The organism is Micromonospora matsumotoense (assembly GCF_900091525.1).
GTDB lineage: Bacteria > Actinomycetota > Actinomycetes > Mycobacteriales > Micromonosporaceae > Micromonospora > Micromonospora matsumotoensis.
In genome coordinates, this window is record NZ_FMCU01000026.1 from 57334 (window position 1) to 73114 (window position 15781).

Genomic DNA, 15781 nt, shown 5'->3' on the forward strand with positions numbered 1-15781 from the left:
GCCGTGGTCAGGCCAGATCGTCGGGGGTGAGCAGCCCGTGTGCGCCGAGTGCGGCGGCGACCGGGGCGGGCAGGTCGACGACCACGGCGGCGACGCCGAGCCAGTGGGCGCCCCGGGCGGCGCAGAGGTCCCGGACGGCCCGCACCTGTGCGCCGGTGGCCACCCAGTCGTCCACCATGAGCACCCGGTCGCCCGCGCCGAGCCGGTCGGCGCGTACCGCCAGGTCGACCTGCCTTCCCCGGAAGTCGGGTGGGCTCTGCGCCCAGGTCAGCGGGCCGGCGGGGAGTCGTCCGTCGCCGGGTTTGTGGGCCGGGACGAAGCCGACCCCGAGGGCGGTCGCGGCGAGCGGGCCGAGCATCAGCCCGGTCGCCGCAGGGGCGACGACGACGGTCGGCCGGGTGGCCCGGAACGGCGCGACCAGGGCCGGTCCGAGCCCGGTCAGCACCTCCGCGTCCCGCCACCAGCCGGAGGTGTCGCTGACCAGATGGCTGCTGCCCGGCCCCGGATCGACCCAGCTGAACAGCTCGACCAGGCGGGTGCGCAGCGCGGCGGTCATGACCCCATCCTCGGCGGTGGATGCCAACGGTGGCATTCTGGCCCGTGCGGCCCAGCGGTCCTCGGCTGATCGGTCACACGTATCACTGTAATTCCGGGCATAACGCCATGATCACGTTGACTTCGGAAGTGCTTCTGTCGTTACGGTCCGAGCCGTTATGAAGGCATACGAAAGGACCGAGCCGGTGGTTGGCAGGCACTCCCGTACCCGGATCTTCTCCTCGCCCGCCGGCATCGCCGCCACCGCCGCGGTGGGCGTCGCGCTCGCCGTCGGCGGCACCGTCGGCGCGGTCCAGTTGACCGCCGACGACACGCCGGCTCCCGCGGTCGTGGACACGGTCACCCCCAGCGCCGCCGGCACCACCGCCGCGCCGACCCCGAGCCTGAGCCCCAGCCTGAGCCCCAGCCCCACCGTGTCCCCGAGCGTCACCCCGTCGCCGACCGTCACCGCCAGCCCGAAGGCGGCCCGGACCCAGGCCGCCTCCCGGAGCAAGCCGCGCACGGCCGCGCCCAAGCCCTCCGCCACCACCAAGAAGGCGGCGGCCCCGAAGAGCAACGTGGTCGACAGTGGCTCCTGCGGCGCGTCCTTCTATGACGAGGGTCAGTTGACCGCCAACGGCGAGAACTTCGACCCGAGCGCGTTGACCGCCGCACACAAGACCCTGCCGTTAAACACCAAGGTCCGGGTGACCAACCCGGCCAACGGCAAGTCCGTCACCGTACGGATCAACGACCGTGGCCCGTTCATCGACGGACGGTGCATCGATCTGTCCCGGGCCGCCTTCGCCTCGATCGCCTCGGTCGACCTGGGTGAACTGACCGTCAGGTACGAGGTGCTCGGCTGACGGCGAACGGCGGCACGGGTGGGCCGGCCGGGCAGAACATCCTCAATCGTGGGGCTAGGTTCATTCTCCGGCCCGGTTCCATCAGGCATGCTGTCCCACGTACGTAAACATGCCTTCCAGTTGGGCCGTGGCCCACTGAGTCCCGGGTCCCGCGCCGGCGTCGGCGCGGCCGTCGGGCTGCTCGCGATCGTTTCGGCGATCGAGTCGGCCGACGGCCGGGGCGTCCACTACGTCGCGCTGATGACGGTGGCGCCGATCCTGGCCGCCGGGTTCGCCTCCTGGCGGGCGGTGACCGGGGTGGGCTTCCTCGCGCTGCTGGTCGGGGCCGGGTTCGCGGTGGCCGATTCGGAGATGAAGCTGACCACGCCCGTCGCCCTCGTCGGCATCGCCTTCGCCACCTTGGTGGCGGCCAGCGTGGCGGCGGTCCGGCAGGGTCAGGTCGAGCGGATCGGCGAGCTGTCCAAACTGGCCTCGGTGGCCCAGCAGGCTGTGCTGCGTCCGCTCGGCCCGCAGGTCGGCACCCTGGCGGTGGCGGCCCGGTACATCTCTCCCACGGCCACCGCCGAGATCGGCGGAGACCTGTACGAGGCGATCGACACCCCGTACGGCGTCCGAATGATCATCGGGGACGTGCGCGGCAAAGGGCTGGACGCGGTCCGGCTCGCCAGCATCGTGCTCGGCTCCTACCGGCACGTCGCCTACGAACGGCCCGACCTGCGGGCGGTGGTGGCCGACCTGGACCGGGCGGTGGCCCGCAACGTGGGTGACGAGGACTTCGTCACCGCCGCCGTGGTCGAGGAGCGCGGCGGGACGCTGACCATCGTCAACTGCGGCCATCCGGCACCGCTGCTGCTGCGCCGGGGTGCGGTGATCCCGCTGGAGCCGCCCGCCCCCGCGCCGCCGCTGGGTTTCATGCCGGTGGTCCGGCCCCGGGTCGAGCGGTTGGAACCGGGCGACCGGCTACTGCTCTTCACCGACGGGCTCGGTGAGGCGCGGCGGGACGGCGAGTTCTTCCCGACCGCCGACCGGGCCTGGCGGTTGCTCGGTCACGGCACGGTCGGGGACGGTCTGGCCTCCCTGGAGACCGCGCTGGTCGAGTGGGTGCACGGTCGGCTCGACGACGACATCGCCCTGGTCCTGATGGAGTACACCGGCCCGCGCAGCGGGGTGACGGTGGCGGTGCCCTCGTGGGAGGTCGGCGCGGCGGAGAGCTGAAGCGCAGGTGTGTAATCGCCGTCACTCCGGCGCGCGGGTTGTCGCTGCCTACCGGTGAGTAATACAGTGGGGGTTACTGATCGGTAACACCTGTCCGGAAGCGGGGCCAGCGAACATGACCCACTACAAGAGCAACCTTCGGGACCTTGAGTTCAACCTGTTCGAGGTCTTCGGGGCGGACCGGACGTTCGGCCAGGAGCCGTACACGGACCTGGACGTCGACACCGCCCGCAGCTTCCTCTCCGAGGTCGACCGCCTGGCCCGTGAGGACCTCGCGGCCAGCTACCAGGACAGCGACCGCAACCCGCCGGTCTTCGACCCCGCGACGCACACCGCGCCGCTGCCGGAGTCGTTCAAGAAGTCGTACCAGGCGTTCATGGACTCCGAGTTCTGGCGGCTGGACCTCCCCGAGTCCCTCGGCGGCAGCAGCGCCCCGCGCGCCCTCTGGTGGTCGCTCGCCGAGCTGGTGCTCGGCGCCAACGCGCCGGTCTGGATGTACGCCTCCGGCCCCTCCTTCGCGCACGTGTTGCAGGTCGAGGGCACCGACGAGCAGAAGAAGTGGGCCAAGCTATTCATCGACCGGCAGTGGGCCTCCACCATGGTGCTCACCGAGCCGGACGCCGGCTCGGACGTCGGTGCCGGCCGGGCCCGCGCGGTCCCGCAGCCGGACGGCTCCTGGCACGTCGAGGGCGTGAAGCGCTTCATCACCTCCGGCGAGCACGACCTCAGCGACAACATCGTCCACTACGTGCTGGCCCGTCCGGTCGGTGTCGAGGGCGTCGGCGGCCCGGGCACCAAGGGGCTGTCCCTCTTCGTCGTGCCGAAGTTCCACTTCGACGCCGAGACCGGCGACCTGGGCGAGCGCAACGGCGTCTACGCCACCAACGTCGAGCACAAGATGGGCATCAAGGTCTCCAACACCTGCGAGCTGACCTTCGGCGAGCACGGCGTACCGGCCAAGGGCTGGCTGCTGGGCGAGAAGCACGACGGCATCCGGCAGATGTTCATGATCATCGAGTACGCCCGGATGATGGTCGGCACGAAGGCGATCGCCACCCTCTCCACCGGCTACCTCAACGCCCTGGAGTACGCGAAGAACCGGGTGCAGGGCGCCGACCTGATCCAGCAGGCCGACAAGGCCGCGCCCCGGGTCACCATCACCCACCACCCGGACGTGCGCCGCTCGCTGCTGATGCAGAAGTCGTACGCCGAGGGACTGCGGGCGCTGGTCTGCTACACCTCCACCTGGCAGGACAAGATCGCGATCGCCGAGGCGGCCGGCGACGAACCGGCCACCAAGCTGGCCAAGCGGGTCAACGACCTGCTCCTGCCGCTGGTCAAGGGCGTCGGCTCGGAGCGGGCGTACGAGCTGCTCGGCCACGAGGCGCTCCAGACGTACGGCGGCTCCGGCTTCCTGCAGGACTACCCGCTGGAGCAGTACGTCCGGGACGCCAAGATCGACACTCTGTACGAGGGCACCACCGCGATCCAGAGCCTCGACCTGATCTTCCGGAAGATCGTCCGGGACAACGGCAAGGCGCTCATGACGGTCGCCGGTGAGGTCCAGGAGTTCATCAGCACCGAGGCCGGCAACGGGCAGCTCAAGGAGGAGCGGCAGGCGCTCGGCCGGGCGCTCGCCGAGATCCAGCACATCCTCGGCGTGCTGACCGGCTGGCTCGGTGAGGCCCAGGCCGGCGACACCCGCAGCCTTTACAAGGTCGGCCTGAGTAGCCGTCGCTTCCTGCTCGCCCTCGGCGACCTGGTCGTCGGCTGGCTGCTCCAGAAGCAGGCCGACGTGGCGCTGAAGGCACTGGCCGGCGAGGTCTCCACCGCCGACCGGGCGTTCTACACCGGCAAGGTGGCCGCCGCCCGGTTCTTCGCCCGCGAGGTGCTGCCCCGCATCGGCGCCGACCGGCGGATCATCGAGGGTGCCGACCTGGACATCATGGACCTCCCGGAGGAGGCCTTCTGACCCCGACCGCCCCCGACCTGACCTGACCAGCCCGGCAAGGCCGGCGGCTCCGGGTGCCAGGTTCGCTGGGTGATTCGCAAGGGGGCCGATAATGCGGTATCCGGACGTCTGGATAGCGCACTATCGGCCCCCTTGTGCTGATCATGTGCGCCGAGTGCCGCACTGTCGGCCCCGTTGAGGTGATCGTGCCGGTCCGGTGCCGGCAGAAGAGGTCGGCGGCGCGGGATTTGCCGGGTCCGATCCCGGTAGGTGGGCCGCTGGGCGGGTAACCCGCGCGGACCACGTCAGGGCACGCCCAACGGCCATCGCACGGGGGAGTGCAGCGCACATGGGCATTGGTAGCGGCATTTTTCTCATCGCGCTCGGCGCGATCATGACGTTCGCCATCCGGGCCGACGTCTGGTGGATCAATCTGCGCGCGGTCGGCTGGGTGTTCATCCTGGCCGGCCTGGCCGTGCTGCTCACCACGCTCTGGTTCTGGCAGGACCGGCGCAAGCGGGCGCGCACGCTCATCGTGGAGGAGAACCGGCTCTCGCACCCGACCGCGATGATGCCGCCGCCGCCCGACCCGCCGCCGCCCACCGCGCCCCCGTCCTGACCCGCCCGGTCGTCTACGCCCGCCCGGTCGTCTACGCCCGCCCGGTCGTCTACGCCCGCCCGGTCGTCTACGCCCGCCCGGTCGTCTACGCCCGCCCGGTCGTCTACGCCCGCCGGTTGGCCGGGCCCACCGCGGTCGTCGAGGCCCGCCGGTTGGCCGGACCCGCCGGTCGTCCAAGGCCGGCTGGCTTCCGGCCCGCTAATGGGCGGGCCCGCCGGTGGCCGGAAGGATCAGCCGCGGGCGGTGTGCCGGGCGATGATCGGGCTGTCGCCCGGGGTCAGGTCCGCCCACGAGGTCGTCGTGCGGTGCACCGCACGCGTCGTGCGGTGCACCGCGAGATCGGTGGTACGCAGCCCCTCCCGGTCGGCCAGTTCCGGGTCGAGGAGCGCCGAGAGCAGCGAGATGCCCGGATTGTGGGCGACGAGCAGGACCGTGTGGGCCTCCGGCTCGACCATGCGCACCAGGTCGAGCAGGTCGTCCGGGTGTGCCTCGTACGCGGCGGCGGCGTAGCGCACCACCGGGGCCGTCCCCGCCGGGCCACCCTCCGGCGGGACCCCGGTCATGCCGAGCGCCACGTCGTGCCAGGTCTGCCTGGTCCGGCGGGCCGCCGAGCAGAGCACCACGTCGGGGAGCAGCGCCTGCCGGGCCAGCCACGCCCCGGCGGCGGCGGCGTCCGCGTGCCCCCGTGCGGTCAGCCGCCGCTCGACGTCGGGGCCGTTTCCGGGTTGTTCGGCCTTGGCGTGTCGGAGCAGCACCAGTGTCCGTGTCTCGGCCTCGCCGTCCGTCATTCCCCCAGCTTGCCTGATTGACGCGTGTGTCGCCTGGGTATGTCGATGGGGCCACTCGCTCATCGATGCCCTCGATGGCCGTGGCGGGTGGGTAACGCCAGTTGACAGCCAAGGAGGCGACGTCATGGGCATCGGTGCCAGCATCTTCCTCATCGCGGTGGGTGCGATCTTCACGTTCGCCATCGACGCCGACCTGGGATGGCTCAACCTCGACGTGGTGGGCTGGGTGCTGATGCTCGCCGGCCTCGTCGGGTTGCTGACCACCCTCTTCTTCTGGAACAGCCGTCGCCGGGCCGTGGTCACCACCGCGGTGCGCCAGGACCAGGTCGTCGCCGACCGGGTCGTGCCGGTGCAGGGCGACCGGGTGGTGCGCGAGGAGTACCGCGAGGCGCGCGGCCCGGGTTACCCGGTCTGACCGCACCGCACCACATGATCTCAGGGGCCCCGCAACGGCGCGGGGCCCCTGAACTGTTCCCCGGTCTGTTCCCTCTCGGCCGGGTCGAGACCTTGCCCGGTTCGAGCCCCGGGCCGGTTCGAGCCCCGGGCCGGTTCGAGCCCCGGGCCGGTTCGAGCCCCGGGCCGGGGCGGCCGGCGGCGGGGTGGCGCGACCATCCCGGCCACGGGGCGGGTGATCAGGCGAAGACAGCGAAGTAGATCGCGATGTGGTGACAGAGGGCGGCGATCAGGGTGCAGGCGTGGAAGAACTCGTGGTGGCCGAAGACGGTGGGCCACGGGTTCGGCCGACGCAGCGCATAGAAGACCGCGCCGACGCTGTAGATCGCGCCACCGGCGGCGAGCAGCACCAGCACGGTGACCCCGCCCTGGCGCAGGATCTGCGGGAGGATCGCCACCGACACCCAGCCGAGGGCCAGGTAGAGCGGGGCGGAGACCCAGCGCGGGGCGTGCGGCCAGATCAGCTTGACGGCCACGCCGGCCAGCGCCCCGCCCCAGACCAGGCCGAGCATCAGGGTGGCCATCCGCCGGTCGAGCAGGAGCACGCAGAGCGGGGTGTACGTGCCGGCGATGAACACGAAGATCATCGAGTGGTCCATCCGGCGCATGATCTGGTAGCCGCGCTCCGACCACACCCGCCGGTGGTAGAGGGCGCTGGTGCCGAAGAGGCCGCAGACGGTCACGCTGTAGATCAGGCAGCTCACCAGGGGGGCCCAGCCGGGGCGGGTGGCCGCGACGGCGCAGAGCACGGTGCCGCAGACGAGCGCGACGAAGAACGCGTAGGTGTGCAGCCAGCCGCGCATCCGGGGCTTACCGATGTCGACCGGCTTGAGTCGAAGCGGTGCGGAGGTGGTCACAGAATCAGGTTACGGCACCGTAGGTTACTTGTAGGTAGTGCGACCCGTCACCACGCCGGTGGAGTCTACCGACCCTGGACGGCGCATCGATGGGGGAGTATGGCGGGATGCGCATCCGACCCGTGGGCCGGCACGCCCTCCTGCTGGACTGTGACGACCCCGGCCAGGTGGAACAGTGGCGGGCCGAGCTGTGGCGACGCCGCGCGGCCGGTGAGCTGAGCGCCGCCGAGATCGTCCCGGCGGCCGGCACCGTCCTGCTCGACGGGGTCCCCGACCCCGAGGCCACGGCCGCCCGGATCGCCGGCTGGACCCCCGACCCGGTCACCACCACGGCCACCGCCGCCACCGTCGAGGTCCCCACCGTGTACGACGGCGAAGACCTGCCCCTGGTCGCCGCGTACTGGCGACTGACCGTGCCCCAGGTGGTGCAACGCCTACGGGAGACCGAGTTCCGGGTGGCGTTCTGCGGCTTCGCCCCCGGCTTCGGCTACCTGACCGGGCTGCCCCCGCAGTACGCGGTGCCCCGGCTGCCCACCCCGCGCCCCCGGGTACCGGCCGGCTCGGTGGCCCTGGCCGGGCCGTACGCGGGGATCTATCCGACCGCCTCGCCAGGTGGCTGGCTGCTGGTGGGGCGGACCACGCTCACCCTCTTCGACGTGTCCGCCGACCCACCGGCCATCCTCACCCCCGGCACCCGGGTCCGGCTGGTGACCGGATGACCGGCGGCCACCCGTCCCGGCCGGGGGCGGTATGACCGCGAAGCGTCGGGCGGAGCCGTCATCCGGGCCGACCAGGGACGGGACCGGTGTGGGCCGGGCGGAGCCGTCATCCGGGCCGACCGGGGGCGCGATCGAGGTGCGCCGGGCGGGACCGCGTACCACCGTGCAGGATCTGGGGCGGCCGGGGTGGGCGCACCTGGGCGTACCCCGGTCGGGGGCGCTCGATCCGGCGGCGCTGGCGCTGGCGAACCGGCTGGTCGGCAACCCGGCGGACGCCGCCGGTCTGGAGCTGACCCTCGGCGGGTGTGAGCTGCGGTTGACCCGGGCCGGCACGGTGGCGGTGACCGGGGCCGACGTCGACGTCCGGGTGGACGACCGTCCCGGCGACGTGGGCCGGCCGCTGGCGGTCCCGGCGGGGGCGGTGCTGCGGATCGGGTCGCCCCGGCACGGGCTGCGCAACTGGCTCGCGGTCGACGGGGGGATCGCCGTCGCGCCGGTGCTCGGCAGCCGGTCCACCGACACCCTCTCCGGCCTCGGCCCACCCCCGGTACGCGACGGCGACCGGCTCCCGCTCGGCGGGGCGACCGGGCCGCCCGCCCCGGTGGACTTCACGGTCGGTCGGCCGGTGCCGGAGGAGTTGTGGCTGATCCTGCGCCCCGGCCCGCGCGCCGACTGGTTCACCGCTGAGGCGCGGGAGTTGCTGCTCGGCACGGCGTACACGGTGAGTCCGGTGAGTGACCGGGTCGGTGCGCGACTGGTCGGCGCGGCGCTGTCCCGGGCGGTGGCCGGTGAGCTGCCGAGTGAGGGCGTGGTGCTCGGCGCGGTGCAGGTGCCCGCCGACGGCCAGCCGTTGATCTTCCTGGCCGACCATCCGACCACCGGCGGCTACCCGGTGATCGGGGTGGTGGACGACGTGACCGGGCTCGCGCAGGCCCGGCCGGGGACTACGGTGAGATTCCATGGACCTCAACGCTGACCTCGGCGAGGGATTCGGCATCTGGCGGCTCGGCGACGACGAGGCGCTGCTCGACCTGGTCACCTCCGCCAACGTGGCCTGCGGCTTCCACGGCGGCGACCCGTCGACCATGCGGCGGGTCTGCGCCGCCGCTGCCGAACGCGGCGTCACGGTCGGCGCGCAGGTCGGCTACCGGGACCTGGCCGGCTTCGGCCGCCGGCACATCGCGTACGGCTTCGACGAGCTGCGCGACGAGGTGACCTACCAGCTGGGGGCGCTCGACGCGTTCTGCCGGCCGCACCGCACCCGGGTCCGCTACCTCAAGCCGCACGGCGCGCTCTACCACGCGGCGGCCACCGACGAGGTGCAGGCCGCCGCACTGGTCGCCGCCGTCAGCGGGTACGACCACGAGCTGCCGATCCTGTGTGCCCCCGGCTCCACCCTCGCCCAGCTCGCCGTCGGCGCGGGCCTGCGGGTGGTCGCCGAGGGCTTCGCCGACCGGGGTTACCTGCCCAACGGGGCTCTGGTGCCGCGTACCGCGCCGGACGCGCTGGTCACCGACCCGGAGGAGGTGGCCGTCCGGGCGGTGCGGATGGCCACCGAGCGGACGGTGGTGGCGGTCGACGGGACCGTGGTGCCGTGCCCGGTCGCCTCGATCTGCCTGCACGGGGACAGCCCCGGCGCGGTCGCCTCGGCAGCCCTGGTGCGGGCCGCGCTGATCGACGCCGGGGTCACCCCGACCCCGTTCGCCTGACCGTCCCCGTTCGCCTGCTGGTGCGACGGCCCGGTGGCCCGGCGGGTGGGTCGGTCAGGGCCGTACCCGGCCGCCGGGCCGTTGCCGGTCGCGGTCTGCCGCTGCGGTGGTGGGCGCTCAGGCGTCCAGGCCGCGCAGCACCAGCGGGACCCGGGTAGCGCCGCCGTCGACGACCCGCACCGGGACGCCCCAGTCCTGCCGGGTCAGGTGGCAGGCGGCGTGTTCGACGTCGGCGTCGCAGGTGGCGGCCTGGGCGGTCACCTGGAGCACCCCCTGCGGTACGGCCGGGTCGATCACCAGCCGTCGGGACAGCTCGGTGCCGGTGCCCGCCCCCTCGACCAGCAGCTCCGGCGGCGAGGCCGAGACGACCAGCCGGGTCGACGGACCGTACGTCTCGTCCAGCTTCTGCCCGGGGGCCGGCGTGAAGATCACGTCGAGGGTCAGCTCACCGGCGGCGACCTCGGTGGGCTGCCGTTCCAGCCGGTGCCGGGGACCGTCCACGGTGTTCGCCCCGGCGGCGGTCAACGCGCCCGGAGCGAGCCGGGTCAACCGGTGTGCGGCGGACTCCACCACCAGCACCGCACCGTCGGCGGTGAGCACCAGGTCGCTCGGCTCGGCCAGCCCGTCGGCGACCGTGGCGACCTGGCCGGTCGCCGGGTCGAAGCGGCGTACCGCGCCGTTGTAGGTGTCGGCGATCAGCACCGAACCGTCGGGCAGCGCACACACCCCCAGCGGATGCTGGAGCAACGCCCGGTCGGCCGGCCCGTCCACGTGCCCGAAGTCGAACAGCCCCTGCCCGACGGCGGTGCCGAGGACGCCGTCCTGCACGAAGCGGATGGCGCTGGTCTCGCTGTCGGCCACCCAGAGCCGCGTGCCGTCGGCCGAGACGGACAGGCCGGACGGCTGGGCCAGCCACGCCTCGGCCAGCGGGCCGTCGCGCAGCGCCTCGACGGTGGTGCCCGCGTACATGCCGGCGGTCCGCTTGATCGGGTCGAACCACCAGAGCTGGTGGATGCCGGCCATCGCCACGATGACCTTGTCGTCGTACCAGGCCAGGTCCCAGGGGGAGGAGAGGTCGACGGAGAGCGCGTCGTGGGCGTGGTCGTCGACCGTGGAGCGCCACTGCCGGCCGGTGCCGGCGACCGTAGTCACCTCGCCGGTGTCCAGGCGTACCCCGCGCAGCAGGTGGTTGACGGTGTCGGCGACCAGCAGGTCGTAGCCGGCGACCTCGGCGGCGTGCGCGGGCAGCAGGCAGAGCCCCTGCGGCTCGGCGAAGCCCGCCGACCCGGCCGGCCCGTCGACCCGACCCCGCTCACCGGAGCCGATCCGCCGGATCAGCGTCTCGCCGTCCGGGGCCAACTCGACCAGGCTGTGCCGGGCCGAGTCGGAGACCAGCAGGTTTCCGCCGGCGCGCAGCACGGCCTTGCCGGGGAAGCGCAGCGCCGTCTCCGGTTCCGCCGGCGGCACGTACGGCCCGTCGCCCCGGTGCAGGGTGCCCTTGGCCTCGTGGGTGGCGATCAGGTCGTCGAGCAGCCGGACCAGCCCCTCGGCGTGTCCCTCGCCGGCCATCGTGGCGACCACGTAACCCTCCGGGTCGACCACCGCCAGGGTGGGCCACGCCTTCGCCGCGTACTGCTGCCACATGTCCAGCTCGGGGTCGTCGAGCACCGGGTGGTGCACGCCGTACCGCTCGACGGCGGCGGCCAACGCGGCCGGGTCTTTCTCGTGCGCGAACTTCGGCGAGTGCACCCCGACGACGACGAGCACGTCGGCGTACTTCTCCTCCAGCGGGCGCAACTCGTCGATGACGTGCAGGCAGTTGATGCAGCAGAAGGTCCAGAAGTCGAGCAGAATGATCTTTCCCCGCAGGTCGGCGAGCCTCAGCTCCCGCCCACCGGTGTTCAACCAGCCCCGACCCCGCAGCTCTGGTGCCCGTACCCGTGCGCTCATGTCCCCATCGTGCCGCACCGCCGGCCGGCGGGCCGCGCGAAGGGCGACCGGAGAGTCGTGAGCGACACTCAGCGGTCGGGTGGTCGAGCCCAGGACAGGAAACGGTCGGCGAGGTTGTTGGACCGGCCGCTGTCGAGCTGGGTGAGGTGGTCTTCCGCCTCCCGTTGCAGCGTCGACAGCAGGGCCAGCAGGCCCGGTCGGTCGTCGGCGAACGCGGCGAGCAGGACGAGCTTCGCCTCCCCGCACGGCCACGGGTTCGCGTCGAGGCGGCACAGCCAGATCGGGCGCAGGGGTCGGTGGGCGAGCCCGTCGAGCGGCGTCACGCCGACACCGCCGAGCCGCGAGCTGTCGACGTCCTCGCTGCCCGTGGTGCGGGCGGCCGGGCCGCTGCCGGGGCCGGGGATGGGAGCCAACGCACCCCGGCGCGGCGGACGTACAGCTCGCGTCGCCGTCGGGCCAGGCCGTCCGGCCCCAGCTCGTACGCCTCGATCCAGGTCCAGCCGTCGTACGTGTGGCGGTCGGGCAGCTCGCGGATCACCCGTACCGTGATCGGCCGGACGAACTGCGGGCTGGCCTCGCGGGTCAGGTGGATCAGGTCGCCGCCTCTCAGCCTCGGTTCTTTCATCGCCCCGGCCCCCGGTTCCGGCTCTCCGTCCAGCGATCCGGCATGACGACGTTCGTCATGCGGCCCGGTCCTCGGTAGGGCGTGATGAACGGCCCGATTGGACCGGGGACGATCGGCGGCGCGGGCGGTGGTGGCGGTGGGGGTGGGCTTGGCTGGGGCTGTGGAGCGGGCTTCGGCTTGCCGTCCTTCGGCATGGGGCTCCCTTGTGTCGAGGTGGCGTCGGGCTGCCCCGGTGCTGCTTTTCGGGGCAGCCCGACCACGAACGCAATCGCCGAGCCTCTCCTCCACCGATCACGCCGTTCCTTCTTCCACCCTGGACTTCCGCCCCCTGGCTCCGGAATAGTGACCAAGTGATTGCGGAGCGCAGCGAGTCGTTACGAGCTGGCGAGGAATGCAGAGGATCGCCGTGGAAGGGCGTGGAAGCCGTGGGAATCTCTCCGTCGGAGTACCTTCTTCGTGAATTGCGTCGACGCCGGGCGGCGGCCGGGCTCACGCAGACGCAGCTCGGCGAGCGGATTTTCTGCTCGGATTCTCAGGTGAGCGCGATCGAGACCGGGGTGAAGCCGCCGACTCTGCCCTACCTGGCGTCGGTGGACGAGGCACTGGGTATAGAGGGCTACTTCACGACCCTGTGGGACGAGCTTGTCAAGAGCGATGCCGCTCCCGTGTGGCTGCGCGAATGGATCGAGATCGAGCGCGAGGCAACCGCGCTTCGCTGGTACGAGCACGCCTTCGTGCCTGGCCTCCTACAGACAGAGGGGTATGCCCGCGCCACCTTCCAGGCAGCTCGGGTGCCGACCTCGGAGCTTGACCGGCGAGTTGCGGCCCGGCTCGAACGGCAAGCTGTCCTGGACCGTGATCCCGCGCCCCAACTCTTCGTCGTCCTGGACGAGGTCGTCCTCCGGCGAGCGTGCGGTGGGCCTGCCGTCATGGCCGAGCAGCTTGAGCACCTCGTGGCCTGTGCTGAGCAACCTCATATTCGGTTGCGCATCGTCCCGATGTCGGCTGGCATGTACTCGGGCCTGGCCGGGGCATTTATTCTCGCTGATCTTCCGGATGGCTCCCGGACCGGCTACGTCGACAATCAACTGGCGGCGCAAGTCATTGGGCAAGCTGACTTGATTGCTAGCCTTGGCGTGTCGTGGGACGCTATCCAAGGCGAAACCCTGCCGCTGCGTCCGACCCTGGACCTTCTCACGGAAGTAGCAAAGACATGGATCTGACCGGTGCCAAGTGGCGAAAGTCTTCCCGCTCGTCCACCAATGGCGGCGCATGCGTTGAGGTTGCCGGGAATCTGATCGACACGGTCGGCGTACGAGACAGCAAGGACCCGGAGGGCCCTGCTCTCGTCTTCGCCCCGGCGGCCTGGCGAGCATTCGTCGGCCGACTCCCCGAGCGGATCTGATCGTTCCAGTGCCGTAGTGCTCGGTGTGATTGAGCGCGGCCGGGGAAGGGGCTGACGTGCACGTACTGGTCACCGGTGGGCTGGGGTTCCTCGGTCATGCCGTCACCCTCGACCTGCTCGCCGCCGGCCATCGGGTCACCGTGCTGAGCCGGGGGCGTACCGACCGCAAGCCGGCACCGGGGGCCGACCTGGTGATCGGCGACGTCCGCGACCGTGCCGGGATCGCGGCGGTCGTCCGGACCGGGTCGTACGACGGTGTCGTGCACCTGGCCGCGCTCACCAGCGGACGCGACTCCCTTGCCGACCCGCTGGCCTACTTCGACGTCAACGCCGCCGGCACGCTCCACCTGCTGATGGCGCTGGATTCGATACGCGGCCGGTCGGTCCCGGCGTCCTTCGTGCTCGCCTCCACCAACATCGTGTACGGGTCACAGCGCAGCGGCACGCTGTCGGAAGACCTGGACGTGCACCCGGAGAGCCCGTACGGCGCGTCGAAGGTCGCGGCGGAGCAGATGGTGGCCGGGTACGCCGCGACCGGTGCCGTCGGAGCGATCACCGTCCGCCCGTTCAACGTCGCCGGGGCGGTCGACGGGATCGCCGACACCGACCCGGCGCGGATCATCCCGAACGTCTTCCGGGCGATGACCGGCCAACTCGACCATGTCAACCTCAACGGCGACGGCTCGGCGGTACGCGACTTCGTCCACGTCGCCGACGTGGCCGCCGGCATCCGGCTCGCCCTCGCCGCCTGCGCACCCGGCACCCATCACGCGGTCAACCTGGCCTCTGGCGTCGGGACGAGCATGGCCGAGGTGATCGCCGCCGCCGAACAGGTCACCGGTCGGTCGGTGACGGTGCGGCAGCTGCCGCCGAAGCCGGAGCCGTCGCACCTGGTGGGGGAGATCAGCCGGGCGCGCACGCTGCTGGGCTGGCAGCCGACCCGCTCCGACCTGGCCCAGATGATCATCGACGGCTGGGCGGCCTGGCAGCGCCTCGGCTGACTCCGACGGACGTTGACGGGTTGCCGGCCGACGGGGCCACGGTCTCCATCTGAAACAGCGACACCATCAGCCTGCGCAGGTTCCGGGTGGGCCTGGCATGACACAGCGCCCGTACGGCCTGTTGTGCTGCCCAAGGGTAGGTAGATCGACCACAAGGGATAGTTGCTTAGCCGACCGGCTCCCGGACGGCGGTCGCCGTCGTCAGCGGGTCAGGTCGACGGTGACGGTGACCCGGCCCCGGTCGTCCCGGCGGGCCACCGCGTGCCCGGCCCGGTCGACCCCGTCGAGGTTCAGGGAGATCGGGCCGCCCGCGCCCAGGAAGTTCCGCCACCACTGCTTGGCGTCGGGCATCGCGACCCGGATGACCACCGCATCGCCAGTCTGTCGGTACGAGACCGGCGTGCTGAACGTCCGCCCGGAACGGCGACCGGTGTAGGTGATCACGGTCAGGTGCCGCCGGAGGAACCGCCCCCAGCGTGGCGACGACCGCAGCGCCATGACCCGGGTGTTGAACGTCCGCGCGAGTCCCGAGGGGAACGATCCTCGATGACCCATTCGGACCTCCGTCGTCGATAGGAAAGCTCTACGCCGACCGTAACACCGACCGGTCCCGGGAACGTGAGCGAGAGCCGCGATTGCCGGCCGCCGCGGGGCCGGGGAGTGATGCCGGCGTACACCGGTATGCCTGTCAGTCATGTTTATGCCTGTCAGGTATACCGCTCTCCGGACATGGTGTGGGTCGCCGCCGCCGCGCCCGGAGGGGCGAGGTGAGGGTCGCCGCCGCGCCCGGAAGGGCGGTGGGTCGCCACCGCCACGACGGGGGACGGCGGGCAGGACGGGGGACGGCGGGCAGGACGGGGGACGGCGGGCAGGACGGGGGACGGCGGGCAGGACGGGGGACGGCGGGCAGGACGGGGGGTGGCGGGCAGGACGGGGGGTGGCGGTCACGACGGAGCCGCGCGGGAGGGTTCGACCCTGCCCGCGCGGCCCCGAACGGGACGGTCAGCAGCGACCGACCATCGTCTTGACGTCGTAGGTGGTGTTGACCCAGGTGTCGGCCACGTAGCCGGTCACGCCCGTCGCCGTGTT

At 72.1% G+C, this 15781-nt stretch carries 18 protein-coding genes; 11 read left to right on the forward strand and 7 right to left on the reverse strand.

Features of this window, described 5'->3' with window-relative positions:
- Window positions 1-7 precede the first annotated feature (7 nt).
- The gene (locus tag GA0070216_RS30700; protein ID WP_091253395.1) at window positions 8-556 is read right to left on the reverse strand and encodes a phosphoribosyltransferase; all 549 of its coding nucleotides are present in this window, start codon (window positions 554-556) and stop codon (window positions 8-10) included.
- Between the two features lie 184 nt (window positions 557-740).
- Between GA0070216_RS30700 and GA0070216_RS30705 the strand changes: the two genes are divergently transcribed.
- The 4 genes from GA0070216_RS30705 (at window position 741) to GA0070216_RS30720 (ending at window position 5185) form a co-directional block, all read left to right on the forward strand.
- On the forward strand, window positions 741-1400 hold the full coding sequence (locus GA0070216_RS30705; RefSeq protein ID WP_091253397.1) for a septal ring lytic transglycosylase RlpA family protein: 660 nt from the start codon (window positions 741-743) through the stop codon (window positions 1398-1400).
- An 87-nt stretch (window positions 1401-1487) separates the two neighbouring features.
- Complete coding sequence (locus tag GA0070216_RS30710) at window positions 1488-2615, forward strand: PP2C family protein-serine/threonine phosphatase (protein WP_091253399.1); 1128 nt, start codon at window positions 1488-1490, stop codon at window positions 2613-2615.
- Between the two features lie 115 nt (window positions 2616-2730).
- Complete coding sequence (locus tag GA0070216_RS30715; RefSeq protein WP_091253401.1) at window positions 2731-4587, forward strand: acyl-CoA dehydrogenase; 1857 nt, start codon at window positions 2731-2733, stop codon at window positions 4585-4587.
- A gap of 328 nt (window positions 4588-4915) precedes the next feature.
- The gene (locus tag GA0070216_RS30720; protein WP_091253403.1) at window positions 4916-5185 is read left to right on the forward strand and encodes a DUF6458 family protein; all 270 of its coding nucleotides are present in this window, start codon (window positions 4916-4918) and stop codon (window positions 5183-5185) included.
- Window positions 5186-5415: 230 nt separating this feature from the next.
- Here GA0070216_RS30720 and GA0070216_RS30730 read toward each other — a convergent pair whose 3' ends face one another.
- Window positions 5416-5973, reverse strand: a complete 558-nt coding sequence (locus GA0070216_RS30730; RefSeq protein ID WP_091253405.1) for a SixA phosphatase family protein — start codon at window positions 5971-5973, stop codon at window positions 5416-5418.
- A gap of 124 nt (window positions 5974-6097) precedes the next feature.
- Here GA0070216_RS30730 and GA0070216_RS30735 point away from each other — a divergent pair, with 124 nt between their 5' ends.
- Window positions 6098-6388, forward strand: a complete 291-nt coding sequence (locus tag GA0070216_RS30735) for a DUF6458 family protein (protein WP_091253407.1) — start codon at window positions 6098-6100, stop codon at window positions 6386-6388.
- Window positions 6389-6605: 217 nt separating this feature from the next.
- Here GA0070216_RS30735 and trhA read toward each other — a convergent pair whose 3' ends face one another.
- Window positions 6606-7283 (reverse strand): PAQR family membrane homeostasis protein TrhA, encoded by a 678-nt coding sequence (trhA, locus tag GA0070216_RS30740; RefSeq protein ID WP_091253409.1) that lies wholly within the window; start codon window positions 7281-7283, stop codon window positions 6606-6608.
- Between the two features lie 107 nt (window positions 7284-7390).
- On the opposite strand from trhA, the gene GA0070216_RS30745 reads away from it, so the two are divergent.
- Genes GA0070216_RS30745 through GA0070216_RS30755 form a run of 3 tightly spaced genes read left to right on the forward strand, consistent with a single transcriptional unit; the run spans window position 7391 to window position 9711 of the window.
- Window positions 7391-8002: a 5-oxoprolinase subunit B family protein gene (locus GA0070216_RS30745; RefSeq protein WP_091253411.1), complete on the forward strand. Its 612-nt coding sequence runs from the start codon at window positions 7391-7393 to the stop codon at window positions 8000-8002.
- Between the two features lie 31 nt (window positions 8003-8033).
- Complete coding sequence (locus tag GA0070216_RS30750) at window positions 8034-8978, forward strand: 5-oxoprolinase subunit C family protein (RefSeq protein ID WP_091253413.1); 945 nt, start codon at window positions 8034-8036, stop codon at window positions 8976-8978.
- Window positions 8962-9711: a LamB/YcsF family protein gene (locus tag GA0070216_RS30755; protein WP_091253415.1), complete on the forward strand. Its 750-nt coding sequence runs from the start codon at window positions 8962-8964 to the stop codon at window positions 9709-9711. The genes GA0070216_RS30750 and GA0070216_RS30755 overlap by 17 nt, the downstream gene beginning before the upstream one ends.
- Window positions 9712-9828: 117 nt before the next feature.
- On the opposite strand, the gene GA0070216_RS30760 is transcribed toward GA0070216_RS30755, so the two are convergent.
- From GA0070216_RS30760 to GA0070216_RS30770, 3 genes are all read right to left on the reverse strand, one after another.
- Window positions 9829-11661, reverse strand: coding sequence for an NHL domain-containing thioredoxin family protein (locus tag GA0070216_RS30760; RefSeq protein ID WP_091253417.1), 1833 nt, complete (start codon window positions 11659-11661; stop codon window positions 9829-9831).
- Between the two features lie 68 nt (window positions 11662-11729).
- Entirely contained in the window at window positions 11730-11984 is a 255-nt protein-coding gene (locus tag GA0070216_RS30765; protein WP_091253419.1) for a hypothetical protein, read from the reverse strand.
- Window positions 11981-12286 (reverse strand): hypothetical protein, encoded by a 306-nt coding sequence (locus GA0070216_RS30770; protein WP_091253421.1) that lies wholly within the window; start codon window positions 12284-12286, stop codon window positions 11981-11983. Before GA0070216_RS30770 ends, GA0070216_RS30765 begins: the two co-directional genes overlap by 4 nt.
- A 416-nt stretch (window positions 12287-12702) precedes the next feature.
- Here GA0070216_RS30770 and GA0070216_RS30775 point away from each other — a divergent pair, with 416 nt between their 5' ends.
- From GA0070216_RS30775 to GA0070216_RS30785, 3 genes are read left to right on the forward strand one after another with little or no spacing between them, the layout of a single operon-like run.
- Window positions 12703-13509 (forward strand): helix-turn-helix domain-containing protein, encoded by an 807-nt coding sequence (locus GA0070216_RS30775; RefSeq protein ID WP_091253423.1) that lies wholly within the window; start codon window positions 12703-12705, stop codon window positions 13507-13509.
- Window positions 13500-13691 (forward strand): DUF397 domain-containing protein, encoded by a 192-nt coding sequence (locus GA0070216_RS30780; RefSeq protein ID WP_091253425.1) that lies wholly within the window; start codon window positions 13500-13502, stop codon window positions 13689-13691. The genes GA0070216_RS30775 and GA0070216_RS30780 overlap by 10 nt, the downstream gene beginning before the upstream one ends.
- Before the next feature lie 56 nt (window positions 13692-13747).
- Window positions 13748-14692 carry an NAD-dependent epimerase/dehydratase family protein gene (locus GA0070216_RS30785; protein WP_091253427.1) on the forward strand — a complete coding sequence of 315 codons (945 nt, stop codon included), beginning with the start codon at window positions 13748-13750 and terminating at the stop codon, window positions 14690-14692.
- Between the two features lie 201 nt (window positions 14693-14893).
- Here GA0070216_RS30785 and GA0070216_RS30790 read toward each other — a convergent pair whose 3' ends face one another.
- A complete protein-coding gene (locus GA0070216_RS30790; protein WP_091253428.1) occupies window positions 14894-15247 on the reverse strand; it encodes a nitroreductase/quinone reductase family protein in 354 nt (117 codons plus the stop codon).
- Window positions 15248-15781 lie beyond the last annotated feature (534 nt).

Bases quoted from the DNA above. Each gene is read 5' to 3' on its own strand.
- GA0070216_RS30780 (WP_091253425.1), top strand. From the start codon at position 13,500: ATGGATCTGACCGGTGCCAAGTGGCGAAAGTCTTCCCGCTCGTCCACC.
- GA0070216_RS30730 (WP_091253405.1), bottom strand. From the start codon at position 5,973: ATGACGGACGGCGAGGCCGAGACACGGACACTGGTGCTGCTCCGACAC.
- GA0070216_RS30790 (WP_091253428.1), bottom strand. From the start codon at position 15,247: ATGGGTCATCGAGGATCGTTCCCCTCGGGACTCGCGCGGACGTTCAAC.
- GA0070216_RS30720 (WP_091253403.1), top strand. From the start codon at position 4,916: ATGGGCATTGGTAGCGGCATTTTTCTCATCGCGCTCGGCGCGATCATG.
- GA0070216_RS30755 (WP_091253415.1), top strand. From the start codon at position 8,962: ATGGACCTCAACGCTGACCTCGGCGAGGGATTCGGCATCTGGCGGCTC.
- GA0070216_RS30715 (WP_091253401.1), top strand. From the start codon at position 2,731: ATGACCCACTACAAGAGCAACCTTCGGGACCTTGAGTTCAACCTGTTC.
- GA0070216_RS30710 (WP_091253399.1), top strand. From the start codon at position 1,488: ATGCTGTCCCACGTACGTAAACATGCCTTCCAGTTGGGCCGTGGCCCA.
- GA0070216_RS30700 (WP_091253395.1), bottom strand. From the start codon at position 556: ATGACCGCCGCGCTGCGCACCCGCCTGGTCGAGCTGTTCAGCTGGGTC.
- GA0070216_RS30735 (WP_091253407.1), top strand. From the start codon at position 6,098: ATGGGCATCGGTGCCAGCATCTTCCTCATCGCGGTGGGTGCGATCTTC.
- GA0070216_RS30760 (WP_091253417.1), bottom strand. From the start codon at position 11,661: ATGAGCGCACGGGTACGGGCACCAGAGCTGCGGGGTCGGGGCTGGTTG.
- GA0070216_RS30745 (WP_091253411.1), top strand. From the start codon at position 7,391: ATGCGCATCCGACCCGTGGGCCGGCACGCCCTCCTGCTGGACTGTGAC.
- GA0070216_RS30770 (WP_091253421.1), bottom strand. From the start codon at position 12,286: ATGAAAGAACCGAGGCTGAGAGGCGGCGACCTGATCCACCTGACCCGC.
- GA0070216_RS30750 (WP_091253413.1), top strand. From the start codon at position 8,034: ATGACCGCGAAGCGTCGGGCGGAGCCGTCATCCGGGCCGACCAGGGAC.